Below are 17937 nucleotides of genomic sequence, written 5' to 3' on the forward strand. Positions count from 1 at the left end.
ACCCGGGGCTTGTGGGCACCCTCAGTACCCGCTGTCCGTGATCAGTACCTTATGGCCCGGCGCGACCTCGCGGTATTCGCTGGGCTCGGCGCGGTAGCTGGTGGGGTGGATGGGCGACGGGATCGGCTTGAAATTGAGATCCTTCTCGGCCTTGCGCTTGCGCGGATCGGCAATCGGTACCGCCTTCATCAGCGCCTGCGTATAGGGGTGCTGCGGATTTTCAAACACGTCGCGGCGCGGTCCCAGTTCCACGATCCGGCCCAGATACATCACACCGACCTGATGGCTCACCCGCTCCACCACGGCCATGTCGTGTGAGATGAACAGGAAGCTCAGCTCCATCTCCTCCTGCAATTCCAGCATGAGGTTGAGCACCTGCGCCTGCACCGACACATCCAGCGCGGACACGGCCTCATCCGCGATGATCAGCTTGGGGTTCAGTGCCAACGCGCGCGCGATGGCGACCCGCTGGCGCTGCCCGCCGGACAGCTCGTGCGGGAAGCGGCGCATGAAGCTGCGCGGCAACTCGACCCGGTCAAACAGCATCTCGACCCGTTCACGCACCGCAGCCCCCTTGAGCGTGCCGAAATTGTGGATCGGCTCGGCCACCTGATCGGCCAGCCCCATCTGCGGGTTGAGCGAGGCGAAGGGATCCTGAAAAATCATCTGCATATCGAGCCGTGCCGTGCGCAGATCGCGCGCGTTCAGCGCCATGATGTCCTTGCCGTCCAGGTTCACCTCACCGCGCATCGGCTCCACAAGCCGCAGGATCGATCGCCCGGCGGTGGATTTGCCGCAGCCGCTCTCGCCCACTAGGCTCAGCGTCTGGCCCTTGTTGATCTCGAAACTCAGATCCTCAACCGCGTGCACATTCGCCACCGTGCGGCGCAGCAGCCCGCCTGTCACCGGGAAGCGCGTCGTCAGCCCCTTGACCGTCAGCAACGTCTGCTGCGTGCCGGGGATCGGTTTGATCTCGCGCCCTTCGCGGCCCAACAGCTTCATCGGCTCGGGGTAATCCTTGCCGGTCATCTCGCCCAGCTTGGGCACCGCCGCCAGCAGCGCCTTAGTATAGCCGTGCTGCGGGTTCTCGAAAATCTGCTCGACCGGGCCTTCCTCGACCTTGTTGCCGCGGTACATGACGACGACGCGGTCGGCCATCTGCGCGACCACGGCCATGTCGTGGGTGATGAACATCACCGCCGTGCCCGTCTCGCGCTTGAGCCGGTCCATCAGAGCCAGGATTTCTGCCTGAATGGTCACGTCCAGCGCGGTTGTCGGCTCATCCGCGATCAGCAGACGCGGCTCACACGCCAGCGCCATGGCGATCACGACCCGCTGGCGCATCCCGCCCGACAGCTCGTGCGGGTATTGCTCCAGCCGCTTTTCGGGCTCGGGGATGCGCACTTGGGTCATCAGCTCCAGCGCGCGCGCCTCGGCCTGCGCCTTGCTCATCTTCTTGTGCAGCCGCAGCCCCTCGGTCAGCTGCTTGCCCACGGTGAACACGGGGTTGAGCGCGGTCATCGGCTCCTGAAAGATCATCCCGATCTCATTGCCACGGATCGTGCGCATCAGATCCTGCGGGGTGGCGCCCAGATCCACCGCCTCGCCGTTGGCGCGGTTGAAGATCATCTTGCCGCCCGCGATGTCGCCGCCGCCGAATTCCACCAGCCGCATCAGCGACAGCGATGACACCGATTTGCCCGAGCCGGATTCGCCCACCACGCAGACCGTCTCACCGGGGTTGATGTCGAACGACACGTCCTCGACTCCCACCACGGGGCCGTCCTTGGTCTGGAACTCCACCCGCAAGCGGTCGATTCGGGCGATGGGTTCTTGCACGGGAGTATCGAGCATGATGGTCCTTTCGGGGATTTCACGCGCCACGCTAGGCGAGAGCCGGCGCGGCGTCAAACCTGTCCGGCATCCGCCGCCATCCCGCCCGCATACCGCAACGTAAACTGCGGGTTTTTTCGGCACGAAGCCAATCGCAGAAGGGTTGCAATTTCGCGCGGTTGTGTTTCCATGTGCCCACGCGCTCTGGGGATGGCGTAGCAGGCGAGGGAAGTGGTGCAGACACTGCACGGGCTTTCGACACCTGCGAGGTTTACCCCCCGGAGAATGACGCAAAAACCCATGCCCGGTGTACCGGGCAGGAAGGCACGTAACGTGTCCAACATGGAGTATTATATGACCTTGAAATCCACCCTCATGGGCGCCGTTGCCCTGACCGCGCTGGCGCCGATGGCATTTGCCGACGGCCACTCCGGCGAACGCGGTCGCGACGGCCAGCTCAACATCATCTATTGGCAGGCGCCATCGATCCTGAACCCGTATCTGTCGGGCGGCACGAAAGATCTCGAATCCGCCTCCATGATCCTGGAGCCGCTGGGCCGCTACGACGAGACCGGCGCACTGGTGCCCTTCCTCGCCGAAGAAATCCCCACCGTTGAAAACGGCGGCGTGGCCGAAGACCTCAAATCCATCACCTGGAAGCTGAAAGAGGGCCTCGTCTGGTCCGACGGCTCCCCGCTGACCTCGGCTGACGTGAAATTCACCGCCGAATACTGCATGCACCCCGAAGGCGGCTGCGCACAGGGCGCCAAATTCGACGGTGTCGAAAGCGTCGAAGCCGTGGACGATCTGACCATCAAGGTCACGTTCTCCGAAGCCAAGCCAAACCCCTACGGCCCGTTCATGGGCGGTCAATCCCCGATCATTCAGGCCGCGCAATTCGCGGATTGCCTGGGCGCGCGTGCCCCAGAATGCACCGAGGCGAACTTCAACCCCATCGGCACCGGCCCCTTTGTCGTCACGGATTTCCGTCCCAACGACGTGATCCAGATGGCCGCCAACGAAAACTACCGTGAGGAAGGCAAACCCGCCTTCGCCACCGTGAACTTCAAAGGCGGCGGCGACGCGACAGCGGCGGGCCGCGCGGTCATGGAAACGGGCGAATTCGATTACGCCTGGAACATGCAGCTGGCCCCCGACGTGCTGGCACAGATGGCCGAAGGCGGCAAAGGCACGCCGATCTCCGCATTCGGCACACTGGTCGAGCGTCTGGAAATGAACCTGACGAACCCCTCGCCCGACCTGCCGCCAGAGACACGCTCGACCGTGGCAGAGCCGCACCCGTTCCTGTCGGATGAAAACGTGCGCCGCGCGCTTTCCATGGCGATCGACCGGGAACTGCTGGTCGAAGTCGGCTACGGTCAGGCCGGCCGCCCGACCTGTAACCTCGTCCCCGCGCCCGCGCTCTATGCCTCCGACAACACCGAGTGTCTGACGCAGGACATCGAAGGCGCCAAGGCGCTCCTGGATGAAGCAGGCTGGACAGACAGCGACGGCAACGGCATCCGCGACAAGGACGGTGTCGAGCTGAGCATCCTCTACCAGACATCCACCAACGCCGTCCGTCAGGACTTCCAGGCGCTGATCAAGGATTGGTGGAGCCAGATCGGTGTTGAGACCGAGTTGCGCAACCTCGACGCTTCGGTGTTCTTTGGCGGCGATCCCGGCTCGCCCGACACGTTCCAGAAGTTCTATGCGGACGTGGAAATGTACGCCAACAACTTCGACGGCACCGATCCGCAGAACTACCTTGCGGCCTATCGCTGCGGCAACGAGCCAAAGCCATCCAGCCAGTGGCAGGGTGAAAACATCAACCGCTTCTGCTCGGAAGAGTACGACGCCCTGCTCGACGAGCTGGCCAAAACAGGCGAGCTGGAAAAGCGCGGCGAGATCGCGGCCAAACTCAACGACATGCTGACCAAGGACAGCATGACCATCGTGCCCCTCGTGGACCGTGGTCGCGTCTCGGCAGCGTCCACCACCCTCGGTGGCGTGGTGCTCAATGTTTGGGACAGCGAGCTGTGGAATGTGGCCGACTGGTACCGCATCAAGGAATAAGGCTTGCGGCGGGGGCTGACCCCGCCCTACCCTTTGCTACCACGGGCGGGGCATGTCCCCGCCCGTTTCACAAACACAGAACGCTGAACAAAGGCGCCGCTTGATGCTGACCTTCACCATCCGACGACTTGTCCTCTCCATTCCGACGCTTTTGTTCATCTCTCTGGTGATCTTCATGCTGTTGCAGCTCGCACCGGGCGATCCGATGGCGCAGGTGCCGCTGACGGTCCCGCCGGAGGTCAAGCAGAAGATGCGCGAGGCGCTTGGCCTCGGCGCGCCGATCCACGTGCAATACCTCAAATGGCTGCACCAGTTCTTTGTGGTCGAGCCGATGGTTTTCATCGACTACCTCACCCGCAGTTCGTTTCTGTTCGGCTGGCTGCCCGACACGCAGCTGAGCATGGTCATGGACGAGGTGACGGGCGAGATGACCCAGCGCCAGCGCGTGATCTCCTGGCAGACCCGCTCCCCGGTGATGGACATCGTGATCCAGCGCATGCCGCAGACGCTGTGGGTCGTGGGGCTGAGCTACATCGTGGGCATCGTCATTGCGATCCCCATCGGGATCTATTCGGCCTACCGGCATTATTCGGCCTTCGACCAGGCGGGCACGTTCATCACCATGATCGGCTTTTCGATCCCGCCGTTCTTTACCGGGCCGCTGCTGATCGTGATCTTTTCGGTCACGCTGGGCTGGCTGCCGTCGATCTACGACACCACGCTGGTGGTCAATTCGTGGGAGACGTTCAAGATCCAGTTCCTGCAGATGATCATGCCGGTGATGGTGCTGGCGCTGCAGACCACAGCACAGATCAGCCGCTACATGCGCTCGGCCATGCTCGACAATCTCAATCAAGATTACGTGCGCACCGCGCGGGCCAAGGGGCTGGGCGAATTCACCGTGGTGATGATGCACGTGCTGCGCAATTCGATGATCCCGGTGGTGACGATCATCGCGCTGGGGATGCCCGCGATCTTTGGCGGCGCGATCATCACCGAAAACGTGTTCAAGGTGAACGGCATCGGGCAGCTTTTGCTGACCGCGCTTTTTGCCAACGATCTGCCGATGGTGATGACGCTCACGTTCATCTTTGCCATCCTCATCGTGCTCTTCAACCTGATTGCCGATATCCTCTACGGCGTGCTTGACCCAAGGATCCGCTATGACTGAGCAAGCCACCCCCGCAAGCCCGCTGGAAGCGGATATCGAGACATTCGGCGCGCTGGTGGACAAGGAACCCTCCAAGCCCCCGCGCAGCCAGTGGAAAGACGTCTGGGACCAGTTCCGCAAGCACAAGGGCGCCGTTTTCGGCGGCGGTTTCCTGATCTTCATCACGCTTGCGGTCATCTTCGGCCCCTGGGTCTGGCAGATCGAGCCGACCAAGCTCGACATCCGCAACAAGAACATGCGGCCCGTGTTCAACCTGCTGTGGGACAGCGGCGCGAATGCCGCCTGGGCGCATCCTTTCGGCACCGACCAGCTGGGCCGCGATATTCTGGCGCAGATGATCTACGGCGGACGGGTGTCGATGGCGGTGGGCTGGGCCGCGATGGGTCTCGCGCTGCTGATCGGGACGGTGATCGGCGTGGCGGCAGGGTTCTTCAAACGGCTCGATTTCTGGCTCATGCGCCTGACCGATCTGTTCTTGTCTCTGCCGATCCTGCCACTGGTGCTGCTGGCCGTGACGCTGTTCCGCCAGCCGCTGACCAAGGCGTTCGGCGGGCCTGAGGCAGGCATGTTTGTTCTGATCGTGGGCGTGATCGCCTTTACTTCCTGGATGCAGACGGCGCGCATCGTGCGCGGTGACATTCTGGCGCTCAAGGAGCGTGAATTCATCCTCGCCGCGCGCTCGATCGGATCGACGCCGGGCAAGATCATCCGCCGCCACCTGCTGCCCAACGTGATCTCGCCCATCATGGTCTCGGCAACGCTGGGGCTTGCCACGGCGATCATCACCGAGAGCGCCCTGTCGTTCCTCGGCGTGGGCTTCCCGTCGGATTTCCCGACCTGGGGCAAGCTGCTGGCCGACGCCGTTGACCGGATGCAGGAATACCCCGAGCGCGTGCTGCTGCCCGGCATCCTGATCTCGCTGACCGTGCTGTCGGTGAACTACCTCGGCGACGGGCTGCGCGACGCGCTGGATCCGCGGATCCGAGGCCGGTGATCTGACACGGGCGGCGCGTGTGTGGCCTGCGGGGGAGTTAGGTATTTTTGAAAGGGTGCAGGGGGGCCCCGCGTTTTTGCGTAGCGCGCGCTTGCCGTGTGCCTGCAATGCGCGGGCTCGGCAGGTGGTTGTCTGGCGCAGGCGGGGCGTGTGCGGCTTGCGTTGCGCTACAGGTATTTGTGAAAGGGTGCAGTGGCGCGGTGTGCGGCCGTCGGCCGTGTGCCCGTCAGTCGTCTTTTTCCAGGGTATGACGCAGCCGGCGCACGGCGGTCCAGACGAGCAGCACCACCGGCAGGGCAACGATGGCGGTGAGGTACCCCTTGCTCAGCCCGGTAACCTCGGTCAGCGGGTAGAGGATGTAGCCGGCCAGTGACACCGCGTAGTAACTGATGGCCACCACCGACAGCCCTTCGACCGTGCGTTGCAGGCGCAGTTGCAGATCGGCGCGGCGGTCCATGCTGGCGAGGATATCCTGGTTCTGCGCGGAGCGTTCCACGTCGACCCGGGTGCGCAACAGATCCGAGGCGCGCAGCGCGCGCGCCGACATCCGCTCGAGCCGTTCCTGCATCGAGACGACCGTGCGCATTGCGGGCTCGTAGCGGCGCATCATGAATTCGCCAAACCCCTGCAGCCCCTCGAACCGCGTCTCGCGCAGGGCGCTGATGCGCTGATCGACGATGGCGCGGTAGGCGCCGGTGCCCGCAAAACGGAAGGAGGTTTGCGCAACCTTGTTTTCGAGCTCGACCGACACGTCGAGCAGCGCATCCAGCGTGTCTTCGGCCAGCATCTTCTTGCCCGACATCTTTGCCATCAGATCAGAGATCCGGCGGTCCATCTTGCCGACATCCGCGCTGATTTCGCGGGTGAGCGCGAAGCCCAGCATCGACATCGTCTTATAGGTCTCGATCTCAAGCAGGCGTTGCACGATGCGCCCCAGGCGGCGGTCGCCGGTTCCCGGCGCCGCAAAAACCGCAAAACGCATGTGGCCTGCCGGGTCGATGCGGAAATCGGTCGCCACAACGGCCGCCTGTTCGAGCACATGGGCCACGGCGATACTTTCCGGCACGAACCATTCGCGCAGATGCGCCAGCGTCTCGCGCGGCTCGGACGGGGCGGGCATCAGGCGCAGCAGCGCCGAGGTCAGCCGCTGGCCCGGCGCGCTTTCGAGCCATTGCGCGGGAAAGACATCGAATTCGGCGGGATCGAAGGGACGCTCGCTGAGGTCCTCCGAAAAGGCGGTGTAGGTGACGAATTCCGTATGCTGTTCCCATTTGAGCCGGTATTTGCCCATCTCGCCGTAGTAGTGGGTTGCATCCGCGTCGGGCAGCGGCGCGCCGTAGTGTTTGAGCAGTTTGACCAGATGGGCCATATCCTCGCCCCGGTCGCGGCTGCGCGCGGCCCCGTCGCCGGCCTGTTTGATCGCAAGGAACGCAACCACCTGCGGCGGGTGGATCGAGGGGAACGGGCGGGCGTGCAGCTCTCCGGTGAGGGCATAGCGGAGCGGGTGATCGTCGATCGGGGGCATCGGCTTTTTCCATCCATGGTCAGAGCCACATCTGGCGCAGCCCCGCGTGCTCTACAACGTAAAAGGGCGCGGCGTGAAGGCAAGTCGCGCGTACCGCCGCATACTTTTCCACCTATCGGAAATTTCCCGTCCCCTTGGCGGGTGTGGCTGTGGCACTACCTGCGCCCTGACACGAAAGGAACCCACATGCCCGATTCTGCCGACGACACGTCCTCCAGCGCCTCCGGCAAGGGGGGGCAGCGCGACCTGACCGAGGGACCGATCGCGCGCGCGCTTTTCGTGATGTCGGCCCCGATGAGCATGGGCATCTTTGCCGTGCTCAGCGTGGGGTTGGCGGATGCCTATTTCCTCAGCAAGCTGGGAGAGACCGAACTGGCCGCAGTCGGCTATATCTACCCGGTAACGACCGCGATCACATCGCTGAGCATCGGGCTGAGTGCCGGGGCCAATGCGGCCATCAGCCAGGCGATTGGCGCAAAGGAAGACGGCGAGGCCACGCAGCGCCTGGGCCTGCACGCGATCTCCGTGGGACTGCTGAGCGGTCTGGCGGTGGCGGCGCTTTTCTACCTTGCCTATCCGCTGATCTTTGGTGCGATGGGCGGCGCCGACAAGGTCGCCGAGGCGATTGGCCAATACGCGCCTTTCTGGGCGATGAGCTTTCCTTTTCTAGTGCTGATGATGATCACCAACGCCGTCTTTCGTGCGCATGGCGACAGTGTCACATCGGCGTTCACCATGATTGTGCAGGCGGTCATCAACATCGGGCTCAATCCGCTGCTGATCTTTGGCATGTGGGGTTTCCCGGAAATGGGGATGATGGGGGCGGCGGTCGCCACTTTGGTCGGGCGCGCGATCGCTGCGAGCCTTGCGATGGCAATTGCGTGGCGGCGCGGGATGCTGGGCTGGTGTGGCGCGTTCCTTGACGGATTTGTCGCGTCGGTGCGCCGGATCGTATCGGTGGGAGCGCCGGCGGCCTTCTCGAACGCGATCAACCCGGCGGGTATGGCGCTGGTGACGGCGGCTGTCGCGACCGTCGGCGACGCGGCGGTTGCGGGGTTCGGGGCGGCCACACGCGTGCAGTCCATGGCGCTGGTGCCGCTGATGGCGCTGTCGGCCGGGATTGGCCCGGTCGTGGGTCAGAACTGGGGCGCGGATGCACAGCGGCGCGCACAGGACGCCGTGCATACCGCCGTCTGGTTCTGTCTGGGTTACGGCGTGCTTGTGGCCTTGGTGCTGGGTCTTCTGGCCGAACCAATTGCGGGGCTTTTCGCCTCCGGTGACGAATCACAGGCCTTTGCGGCGCAATATCTGCGTTTCGTGGGGCTGAGTTTTTTTGGCTACGGCCTGCTTGTCAGCGCCAATTCCGCGATGAACGCACGGGGCAAGCCGCTGTGGTCCATGGGGCTGAGCCTTGCGCGGATCTTTGCGGTGTATCTGCCGCTGGCGTGGCTGGGCGCGCTGACGCTGGGCTATGCGGGGATCGTCGCCGCCGCTGTTGCCGCAAATCTGATGGGGATGTGGGGGGCGCTGGTGGCCACGCGGGCGACCGGGCTCAACCGGATTGACGCAGCGCCCATCGCTTTTGCCGCCACGCGCGGCTAGGCGGGCACGAAAAAACGTCCGACCCCGAGGCCGGACGTTTGCGTTAGCGTATCGGAATTTTTCAAAAATTCCGGTCCGATTTTTTCGAAAAAATCGGCTCCCGTGGGGGCGTCAGTCGATCAACGGCAGCAGCTTGTCGAGGCTGGCCTTAGCATCGCCGTAGAACATCCGCGTGTTGTCCTTGAAGAACAGCGGATTCTCGATCCCGGAATAGCCGGCCCCCTGCCCGCGCTTGGACACGAACACCTGTTTCGCCTTCCAGCATTCCAGCACCGGCATGCCGGCGATGGGGCTGTTGGGATCGTCCTGTGCCGCCGGGTTCACGATGTCGTTGGAGCCGATCACGATGGCCACGTCCGTATCGGGGAAGTCATCGTTGATCTCGTCCATCTCCATCACGATGTCATAGGGCACCTTTGCCTCGGCCAGCAGCACGTTCATGTGGCCCGGCAGACGCCCCGCAACGGGGTGAATGGCAAAGCGCACGTTCTTGCCCTTGGCGCGCAGCTTTTTGACCAGCTCGCTCACCGCAGTCTGCGCCTGTGCCACCGCCATGCCGTAGCCGGGGATGATGATGACGCTGTCGGCTTCATTGAGCGCTGTGGCCACGCCGTCGGCCTCGATGGCGATCTGTTCGCCCTCGACGGCCATCTGCTCGCCCTTGGCCGCACCGCCCCATCCGCCGAGGATGACGCTCACGAAGGATCGATTCATCGCCTTGCACATGATGTAGCTCAGGATCGCGCCTGAGGAGCCGACCAGCGCGCCCACAACGATCAGCAGATCATTGCCCAGCGAGAAGCCGATCGCCGCCGCCGCCCAGCCGGAGTAGCTGTTGAGCATCGAGACGACCACCGGCATGTCCGCACCGCCGATGCCCATGATCAGGTGATAGCCGATGAACAGCGCCAGCAGCGTCAGCAGCACCAGCGTCCATGACCCCGCACCCGACATATACATGATCGCCAGCAGCAGGGAGGCCCCCGCCGCCGCCGCGTTCAGCATGTGCCCGCCGGGCAGCTGCTTGGCGCCCGTGTCGATGTCGATGGGCAGCATCGACGAGCCCCCGCAAGCTTTGCGTAGGCGATGACGGAGCCGGTGAAGGTCACCGCACCGATCCAGATGCCCAGCACCAGCTCCACCCGCAGAATGCCGATCTCGACACCGGATTTCTTGGCGATCAGCTGACCGAAGGCCGACAGACCCTCGTAGGCTTCCCTGGGCAGACCGATGGCCGTCACACCGTCGTCGCCCACAGCGCCCAGCACCAGGCCCTGCGCGCTATAAAGATCACCGATGTAGTTGATCATGATATCCGCGTTAAAGCCCACGAACACCGCCGCAAGCCCCACGAGGCTGTGCATGATCGCGACCAGTTCGGGCATCTGGGTCATCTCGACCTTGGTGGCCAGCTGATAGCCCACGGCGGCACCGCCGGCGATCAACACCAATGACGCCAGCCACAGGCCCGACCCCGGCCCCACCAGCGTGGCCAGCACGGCCACAGCCATGCCCACGATGCCGTACCACACGGCCCGCTTCGCGCTTTCCTGCCCCGAAAGGCCGCCCAGCGAGAGGATGAAAAGAATGGCGGCAACAACGTAGGCCGCAATAGTAAATGCGTTTTCCATCAGACGAGGCCCCTCAGGATTTCTGGAACATGGCGAGCATGCGCCGGGTGACGAGGAAGCCGCCGAAGATGTTTACGGCCGCCATGAAGATCCCCAAACCGGCCAATAGCGTGATCAGCCAACTGGTCGATCCGACCTGGATCAGCGCGCCGAGGATGATGATCGACGAAATCGCGTTGGTCACCGCCATCAGCGGCGTGTGCAGCGAATGCGCCACGTTCCAGATCACCTGGAAGCCGATGAACACGCTCAGCACGAACACGATGAAATGCTGCATGAAGCTCGCAGGCATCCCCGGGATCAGACCCACGCCCAGCACCAGCGCCGCACCGGCGCCCAGCATCGTGACCTGGGATTTCGTCTGCGCCTTGAAGGCGGCGACCTCTGCCGCGCGCTTCTCTTCGGGCGTCAGCTCCTTGACCGCTTCCTTCTTGGGCTGTGCGGCAATCGCGGCGACCTTGGGCGGTGGCGGCGGGAAGGTAACCTCGCTCGCGTGCGCGATGGTTGCGCCGCGAATGACGTCGTCCTCCATGTTGTGATTGATCACACCGTCTTTTTCCGGGGTCAGATCGGTCAGCAGATGGCGAATGTTGGTCGCGTAGAGTGTCGAGGCCTGCGCGCCCATCCGGCTGGGGAAATCGGTATAGCCGATGATGGTCACGCCATTGTCGGTGACGATCTTCTGATCCATCACCGTCAGCTTGCAGTTCCCGCCCTTCTCGGCCGCCAGATCCACCACGACAGAGCCGGGCTTCATCGCCTTGACCATATCCTCGGTCCACAGCTCAGGCGCCTCGCGGTTGGGGATCAGCGCCGTGGTGATGACGATATCCACCTCGGGCGCCAGCTCCCGGAACTTGGCCAGCTGCGCTTCGCGGAATTCCGGCGAGGACACGGACGCGTAGCCGCCCGAGGATGATCCATCCTGCTGCTCTTCCTCAAAATCGAGATAGACGAACTCGGCGCCCATCGATTCCACCTGCTCGGCCACTTCGGGGCGCACGTCAAACGCGAGCGTAATCGCACCCAGCGAGGTCGACGTGCCAATCGCGGCCAGACCCGCAACACCGGCACCGACCACCAGCACCTTCGCGGGCGGCACCCGGCCCGCCGCCGTGATCTGCCCGGTAAAGAACCGGCCAAAGTTGTTGCCCGCCTCGATCACCGCGCGATACCCCGCGATATTCGCCATCGAGCTCAGCGCGTCCATCTTCTGCGCGCGGCTGATGCGCGGGATCATCTCCATCGCGATGACGGTGGCGCCCTTCTTGGCCGCCGCCTGCATCTTTTTCTCATCCGCCACGGGCGAGAAGAACGAGATCAGCGTCTGCCCCTCGCGCAGCTTTTTCATCTCGGCGTCAGAGGGCGCGCGCACCTTGGCGACGACATCGGCCTCTTTCCACAGCGCGGCTGCGGTCTTGACGACCGTGACCCCCGCCGCTTCGTACAGCGCATCGTCAAATCCCGATTTAACGCCCGCACCGGCCTCGATAAGGCAATCGTGGCCCAGCTTTTGCAGCTGCTGCGCGCTGTCGGGGGTCATGGCGACGCGCGCCTCCCCGTCAAAGAGCTCCTTAGGTGTCCCGATCTTCACTCAAAATCTCCCAAAATCCTGTTTGGTGCGAAACTGGCGTGTCGCAGATGTCCCGTTGCCTATCCCGCGCATGCGCCACGTACAAGCGTCCGTACTGCATCATAATGCAGCTATGCGCCGGTTTTTCCAGCATGCGCCGCATTTTTACGCAGTATACCATTGCATGCCATCGTGAAATATAATTCCAAAGCGGCCCGCCCAGACGCAATAAACCTGCTCACCCGAATCTGCCAGCGCTCTCGCCCCCCGTGCCGCAACGTCAAAGCAGCGCGCGCCCCCCGTCCCGCCTAGGCTGCCCACAACAAGGGAGGAGACGATATGCAACTCAACGGGAAACACGCGCTCATCACCGGCGGTGGCACGGGCATCGGTCTGGCCATAGCACGGATGCTGGCGGCGCAGGGCGCCCATGTCACCATCACCGGGCGGCGGCAAGACGTGCTCGACGACGTCGCCGGCGAGGGCATGACGCCGCTCGCCATGGACGTGCGGGACGAGGCCGACGTCGTGGCCAAGATCGAGCAGGCGGTCGAACGCAACGGCCCCGTGCAGATCTGCGTCCCCAACGCCGGTCTCGCAACGGGAAAGGCCGCGCATAAGACCGACATGACGTTCTGGCGTGACATGATGTCAACCAACCTCGACGGCGCCTTTCTGACCATACGCGAAAGCCTGAAATCCATGCGCGACACCGATTGGGGACGGGTCATCACCGTCTCCTCCATGGCGGGCCTGCGCGGGCTGCCGGGGCGGCCTGCTATACCGCGTCAAAACACGGGATGATCGGCCTGACCCGCGCGCTCTCCGAGGAATACATGGGCAAACCCTATACGTTCAACGCGCTCTGCCCTGGATACGTCGATACCGAGATCGTCACGCGCAATACCGCCTCGATCTCGGCCCGCGCGGGCATTTCCGAGGATGCCGCGCGCGACATGATGGTCAAGGCCAACCGCCACAAGCGGCTGATTACGGTGGAGGAAGTCGCCGCCGCCGCGGCGTGGCTCGTCGGCCCGGGCTCGGGAAGCATCAACGGTCAGTGCATCGAAATCGCCGGCGGCCAGATGTAGCGCCGCACGCGGGCGGCGACCGCCGCCGTCCGCCTCCGGCCTCAATCACTGTCGCGCCCCGATCCCGCGGCCTATACCGCGCGCACCAGCGGCACCTGCCGTTCGCCCGCCGCCCATTTGCGCGCGGCCTCGCCGAACGCTTCAAACAGCGGGCGCGACACGGGATCCTTGGCCGCCTCATACTCCGGGTGCCACTGCACCGCGAGCGTGAAACCGGGCGCGCCATCGATATAGATCGCCTCGGGCGTGCCATCCTCGGCGGTGCCGTCAATCACCACGCGCGGGCCGGGTGCCTTGATGCCCTGCCCGTGCAGCGTGTTGGTGCGCACCACCTGCGCGCCCATGACCGAATGAAACACCCCACCGGGGGTGAAGGTGACGTCATGGCGCAGCTCGAATTTCTCCTCGATCGTGCCGTCGGGCGGCATGCGGTGGTTCATCCGCCCCGGCAGATCCCGGATCTCGGGGTAGAGCGTGCCGCCCATGGCCACGTTCACCTCCTGGAATCCCCGGCAAATCCCCAGAATAGGCTGCCCGCTGGCCACACAGGCCCGCGTCAGCTCCAACGCCAGCGCATCGCGCGCCCGGTCAAACTCCCCATGCGCCGCCGTCGCCTCCTCGCCGTATTCCTCGGGGTGCACGTTGGGCCGCCCCCCGGTCAGCAGGAACCCGTCGCAGCAGGCTATGAGCTCGGGCACCGACACCAGCGCCGGATCGCTCGGCACCAGCAGCGGCATCGCTCCGGCCACATCCGCAATCGCGTGGCTGTTCATCGTGCCGCCCGCGTGCACCGGATAGCTGTCGTTCAGAAGGTAGCTGTTGCCGATAATCCCAATGACAGGGCGTCCCATGGTGGAATCCTTTTCACTCGCTTTGCCTATAAACTAAGCACAACCGGACAAACGCTCAACCACGCAAAAACGCACGGGCCCTTCTAAAGGCCCGTGCGCTGAAAAATGCGGCAAATTCAGTGGGTCTCAGACCTCGCCAATCAGGTTCGCCGCCTCGATCCCCGTCATCGCGGCCTCGGCGTCATTGTCCGACGTATCGCCGGTCACCCCCACGGCACCAATCACCGCGCCCTTGGCGGATTTCAGCAGCACGCCACCCGGCACCGGCACGACCTGCCCGCCGTAGACACCGTTCACGGCGGCCATGAAATAGGCCTGCTGCTCGGCGCGCGCCATCTGCGCGGTCCCGGCCATGCCCAGCATCACCGCGCCGTAGGCCTTGCCATGGGCAATCGCAAAACGCCCCGGCGCCGCGCCATCCTGACGCTCGAACGCAATCACGTGGCCGCCCGCATCCAGCACCACCACCGACAAGGGCTTCAGCCCCATTTCGGCACCCTTCTCAAACGTCTTGCGGATCACCGTCCGCGCTTTTCTCAACGATACTGTCATGTCTCTCTCCTCGCCGCCCCACGCGCGGCCCTTGCTTCATTGTGCCAAAAATACGCCGGGGAGCGCGAGGGGCCGGCCCCTCGCTCCCGCCCCAAAATCACTGCGCTGCCTTCAGCTCAAGGCGCCGCGCGTGCAACACAGGTTCGGTATAGCCCGAAGGCTGCGCCGCCCCCTCCAACACCAGATCACACGCCGCCCGGAAGGCTATCCCGTCAAACCCGGGCGCCATCGGCGTGTAGCCCGGATCTCCCGCGTTCTGACGGTCCACCACGGCGGCCATCTTGCGCAGACCGTCCATCACCTGATCCTCGGAAATCACCCCGTGGTGCAGCCAGTTCGCCAGCGCCTGCGCCGAGATGCGACAGGTGGCGCGGTCCTCCATCAGACCCACATCGTTGATGTCAGGCACTTTCGAACAGCCAACCCCCTGATCGACCCAGCGCACCACGTAGCCAAGGATGCCCTGCGCGTTGTTCTCGATCTCGCGGGTGATTTCCGCGTCGCTCAGGTTGCGCCCCGTCAGCACCGGGATGCTCAGCAGATCCTCCAGCGTGCCGCGCGCGCCGCCCGCGGCGATCTCGTCCTGCCGCGCCAGCACATCGACCGCGTGGTAATGCATCGCGTGCAGCGTTGCCGCCGTGGGCGACGGCACCCAGGCGCAGGTTGCCCCCGATTGCGGATGGCCGATCTTGGCCTCCAGCATCTCGCCCATGCGGTCGGGCATGGCCCACATCCCCTTGCCGATCTGCGCGCGCCCCTTCAGGCCGCAGGCCAGACCGATATCGACGTTGCGATCCTCATAGGCCGCGATCCAGGGCTGCGACTTCATCTCACCCTTGGGCACCATCGGCCCGGCGGCCATCGAGGTATGGATCTCATCGCCCGTGCGATCGAGGAAGCCCGTGTTGATGAAGGCCACCCGCGATTTCGCCGCCCGGATACATTCCTTGAGGTTGGCACTCGTGCGGCGCTCCTCATCCATGATCCCCAGCTTGACCGTGTTGGCAGGCAGGCCCAGCGCGCCCTCGACGTGGGAGAATATCTCGTTCGTGAACGCCACCTCTTCGGGGCCATGCATCTTGGGTTTGACCACATAGACGCTGCCGGTGACCGAGTTGCCGCCAGCGCGGCCCAGATCGTGCATCGCGATGAGCGTGGTGATCATCGCATCCATCAGCCCCTCGCCCACTTCCAGCCCGTCGCGGTCCAGCACGGCGGGGTTGGTCATCAGATGGCCCACGTTGCGGATCAACATCAGCGACCGCCCCTTGAGCGTCAGTGTGCTCCCATCCGGTGCGGTATAGCTGCGGTCGGGGTTCATCGCGCGGGTAACGCTCTTGCCACCCTTCTCAAAGGTTTCTTCCAGATCGCCCCGCATCAGGCCCAGCCAGTTACCGTAGGCCACCACCTTGTCCTCGGCGTCCACCGCCGCAACGCTGTCCTCGCAATCCATGATCGTGCTCAGCGCGGATTCCATCACCACATCCGCCACATGCGCGGGATCGCTTTTGCCGATGGGGTGTTCCGCGTCGATCACGATCTCGACGTGCAGGCCGTTATTGCGCAGCAGAATCGACGCGGGCGCCTCGGGCGCACCCGTGTAGCCCACGAATTGCGCGGGATCCGCCAATCCGATTCCGTGCGTGACCGGTGGCGCGCCTCCGGTGCTGCCCGCCTTCTGCCCGGTGACCACCGCGCCGCGCTCATCCGTGCCGTTCAGCAGCACGCCCTCCAGACGCCCCTCGGCGACCTGATAGCCGACCAACTGCGTGTGCGAGCCCGACACCAGCGGCGCCGCCTCATCCAGAAACGCCTTGGCCCGTGCCACGACCCGCGCGCCGCGCGCCGGGTCATAACCGCCCGCCCCAGGCAAATCGCCCAGCGCATCGGTGCCGTAATACGCATCATACAGCGATCCCCAGCGCGCGTTCGCTGCATTCAGCGCAAAGCGTGCGTTGGTAATGGGCACCACCAGCTGCGGGCCGGGGGTGGCCGCGATCTCCGGGTCGACATTCGCCGTGTCGATCTCGAAATCATCGCCCTCCGGCACCAGATAGCCGATCTCGGTCAGGAAGCTGCGGTAGGCGTCGGCGTCATGCGGCTGCCCCGCGCGGTCGCGGTGCCAGGCGTCGATCTGGCCCTGAATCGTCTCGCGCTTTTCCAGCAGGCTGCGGTTCTTTGGGCCCATTCCGTGCACCAACTCCGAAAAGCCGTTCCAGAAGGCGTCAGCCGTCACGTCCAGCCCCGTCAGCGCCTGTGTCTCGATGAACTCAGCCAACCGGCTGTCTACCTGCAATCCGTTGCGGTCTACCCGTTGCATGAAGGCTCCTTTATGATCCGTTCCAAAGGGGCCTGAGCCCCGCCATGTTTCCGATAGGAAACCGTTTGCGTCATGGTTAGAACGAAGCCTCAGAACCCGCAAGTCTCTTTTGGTAAATTTATCTTACCAATTTATCCTGCGTCTTGCTCCGCTCATTCTTGCAGCGCACCGAGCAATAGCGGACCTCGTCCCAGACATCCGCCCATTTGCGCCGCCAGGTGAAGGGGCGCCCGCAGGTCGCGCAGACCTTTGACGGCAGGTCGGATTTCTTGCGATGTTTGGCCATGCGATGGATCTAGATCCCCTGCGACGCCTGAAAACTCCCCATAACAAGAAAAAGCGCCCTCTCCCGGCAGGGAAAGGACGCCAAACTCGTTAAAACACTATTCTTAGTCGGCGATGGCCGGATCGACCGGCGTGCTCGAGCTGTTGGTGCCCGGCGCGTAGGTATCCGTTGCGACCGTCGTGCCCACCGGGCCAGAGGCTTCGGCATTGCTGACCGCTTCGCCGTCGCCCGCGTTAGCGATGTTGAACACGACCAGACCCACGATCATCAAACCACCCCAGATCATCGCGGCGCGGATACCAAACAGCGAGGGGCTGTGCTTGCGTTCTTGGGTTTCGACGTTTGTGTCGGGTGCAGACATGGTCTGTTCTCCTTAATCAATGCGCGCCTGTCTTGTGGCGCGTCGGTTGCAAGTTTAACGTGGCCGCGCGG

The 17937-nt window shown here is 64.0% G+C and carries 12 protein-coding genes and 2 pseudogenes; 5 read left to right on the top strand and 9 right to left on the bottom strand.

Translation table 11 applies throughout. The features are described from left to right. Positions 1-21: 21 nt before the first annotated feature. A complete protein-coding gene (locus tag KDD17_RS08470; protein WP_212703281.1) occupies positions 22-1854 on the bottom strand; it encodes an ABC transporter ATP-binding protein in 1833 nt (610 codons plus the stop codon). A 333-nt stretch (positions 1855-2187) separates the two neighbouring features. Here KDD17_RS08470 and KDD17_RS08475 point away from each other — a divergent pair, with 333 nt between their 5' ends. The 3 genes from KDD17_RS08475 to KDD17_RS08485 all read left to right on the top strand — a co-directional run bounded on the left by KDD17_RS08475 (position 2188) and on the right by KDD17_RS08485 (position 6074). Then, positions 2188-3909, top strand: a complete 1722-nt coding sequence (locus KDD17_RS08475; protein ID WP_212703282.1) for a peptide ABC transporter substrate-binding protein — start codon at positions 2188-2190, stop codon at positions 3907-3909. A gap of 103 nt (positions 3910-4012) precedes the next feature. Beyond that, entirely contained in the window at positions 4013-5080 is a 1068-nt protein-coding gene (locus tag KDD17_RS08480; protein ID WP_212703283.1) for an ABC transporter permease, read from the top strand. Continuing rightward, complete coding sequence (locus KDD17_RS08485) at positions 5073-6074, top strand: ABC transporter permease (RefSeq protein ID WP_212703284.1); 1002 nt, start codon at positions 5073-5075, stop codon at positions 6072-6074. Before KDD17_RS08480 ends, KDD17_RS08485 begins: the two co-directional genes overlap by 8 nt. Positions 6075-6300: 226 nt before the next feature. Here KDD17_RS08485 and KDD17_RS08490 read toward each other — a convergent pair whose 3' ends face one another. After that, positions 6301-7599: a DUF3422 family protein gene (locus KDD17_RS08490; RefSeq protein WP_212703285.1), complete on the bottom strand. Its 1299-nt coding sequence runs from the start codon at positions 7597-7599 to the stop codon at positions 6301-6303. A gap of 186 nt (positions 7600-7785) precedes the next feature. Between KDD17_RS08490 and KDD17_RS08495 the strand changes: the two genes are divergently transcribed. Then, a complete protein-coding gene (locus KDD17_RS08495; protein ID WP_212703286.1) occupies positions 7786-9201 on the top strand; it encodes an MATE family efflux transporter in 1416 nt (471 codons plus the stop codon). A gap of 111 nt (positions 9202-9312) precedes the next feature. On the opposite strand, the pseudogene KDD17_RS08500 reads toward KDD17_RS08495, so the two are convergent. After that, positions 9313-10832: pseudogene (locus KDD17_RS08500) on the bottom strand (NAD(P)(+) transhydrogenase (Re/Si-specific) subunit beta). A gap of 13 nt (positions 10833-10845) precedes the next feature. Then, positions 10846-12426 carry a Re/Si-specific NAD(P)(+) transhydrogenase subunit alpha gene (locus KDD17_RS08505; protein ID WP_212703287.1) on the bottom strand — a complete coding sequence of 527 codons (1581 nt, stop codon included), beginning with the start codon at positions 12424-12426 and terminating at the stop codon, positions 10846-10848. A 318-nt stretch (positions 12427-12744) separates the two neighbouring features. Between KDD17_RS08505 and KDD17_RS08510 the strand changes: the two are divergent. Continuing rightward, positions 12745-13496 (top strand): annotated as a pseudogene (locus KDD17_RS08510) (SDR family NAD(P)-dependent oxidoreductase). Positions 13497-13567: 71 nt separating this feature from the next. Here KDD17_RS08510 and KDD17_RS08515 read toward each other — a convergent pair. From KDD17_RS08515 to KDD17_RS08535, 5 genes are all read right to left on the bottom strand, one after another. Beyond that, positions 13568-14347, bottom strand: a complete 780-nt coding sequence (locus KDD17_RS08515; RefSeq protein ID WP_212703288.1) for a gamma-glutamyl-gamma-aminobutyrate hydrolase family protein — start codon at positions 14345-14347, stop codon at positions 13568-13570. Between the two features lie 126 nt (positions 14348-14473). Next, positions 14474-14899 carry a GlcG/HbpS family heme-binding protein gene (locus tag KDD17_RS08520; protein WP_212703289.1) on the bottom strand — a complete coding sequence of 142 codons (426 nt, stop codon included), beginning with the start codon at positions 14897-14899 and terminating at the stop codon, positions 14474-14476. A 97-nt stretch (positions 14900-14996) separates the two neighbouring features. Next, positions 14997-17219 (bottom strand): malate synthase G, encoded by a 2223-nt coding sequence (locus KDD17_RS08525; protein WP_212703290.1) that lies wholly within the window; start codon positions 17217-17219, stop codon positions 14997-14999. A 118-nt stretch (positions 17220-17337) separates the two neighbouring features. Next, entirely contained in the window at positions 17338-17505 is a 168-nt protein-coding gene (locus tag KDD17_RS08530; RefSeq protein WP_212703291.1) for a DUF2256 domain-containing protein, read from the bottom strand. A 103-nt stretch (positions 17506-17608) separates the two neighbouring features. Then, complete coding sequence (locus KDD17_RS08535) at positions 17609-17866, bottom strand: hypothetical protein (protein ID WP_212703292.1); 258 nt, start codon at positions 17864-17866, stop codon at positions 17609-17611. Positions 17867-17937: the final 71 nt, after the last annotated feature.

Origin of the sequence: Sulfitobacter albidus, assembly GCF_018200035.1 — a bacterium.
GTDB classification, from domain to species: domain Bacteria; phylum Pseudomonadota; class Alphaproteobacteria; order Rhodobacterales; family Rhodobacteraceae; genus Sulfitobacter; species Sulfitobacter albidus.

Coding starts and splice junctions, on each gene's coding strand:
- KDD17_RS08535 (WP_212703292.1), bottom strand. CDS start 17,866: ATGTCTGCACCCGACACAAACGTCGAAACCCAAGAACGCAAGCACAGC.
- KDD17_RS08520 (WP_212703289.1), bottom strand. CDS start 14,899: ATGACAGTATCGTTGAGAAAAGCGCGGACGGTGATCCGCAAGACGTTT.
- KDD17_RS08475 (WP_212703282.1), top strand. CDS start 2,188: ATGACCTTGAAATCCACCCTCATGGGCGCCGTTGCCCTGACCGCGCTG.
- KDD17_RS08530 (WP_212703291.1), bottom strand. CDS start 17,505: ATGGCCAAACATCGCAAGAAATCCGACCTGCCGTCAAAGGTCTGCGCG.
- KDD17_RS08515 (WP_212703288.1), bottom strand. CDS start 14,347: ATGGGACGCCCTGTCATTGGGATTATCGGCAACAGCTACCTTCTGAAC.
- KDD17_RS08495 (WP_212703286.1), top strand. CDS start 7,786: ATGCCCGATTCTGCCGACGACACGTCCTCCAGCGCCTCCGGCAAGGGG.
- KDD17_RS08480 (WP_212703283.1), top strand. CDS start 4,013: ATGCTGACCTTCACCATCCGACGACTTGTCCTCTCCATTCCGACGCTT.
- KDD17_RS08470 (WP_212703281.1), bottom strand. CDS start 1,854: ATGCTCGATACTCCCGTGCAAGAACCCATCGCCCGAATCGACCGCTTG.
- KDD17_RS08490 (WP_212703285.1), bottom strand. CDS start 7,599: ATGCCCCCGATCGACGATCACCCGCTCCGCTATGCCCTCACCGGAGAG.
- KDD17_RS08525 (WP_212703290.1), bottom strand. CDS start 17,219: ATGCAACGGGTAGACCGCAACGGATTGCAGGTAGACAGCCGGTTGGCT.
- KDD17_RS08485 (WP_212703284.1), top strand. CDS start 5,073: ATGACTGAGCAAGCCACCCCCGCAAGCCCGCTGGAAGCGGATATCGAG.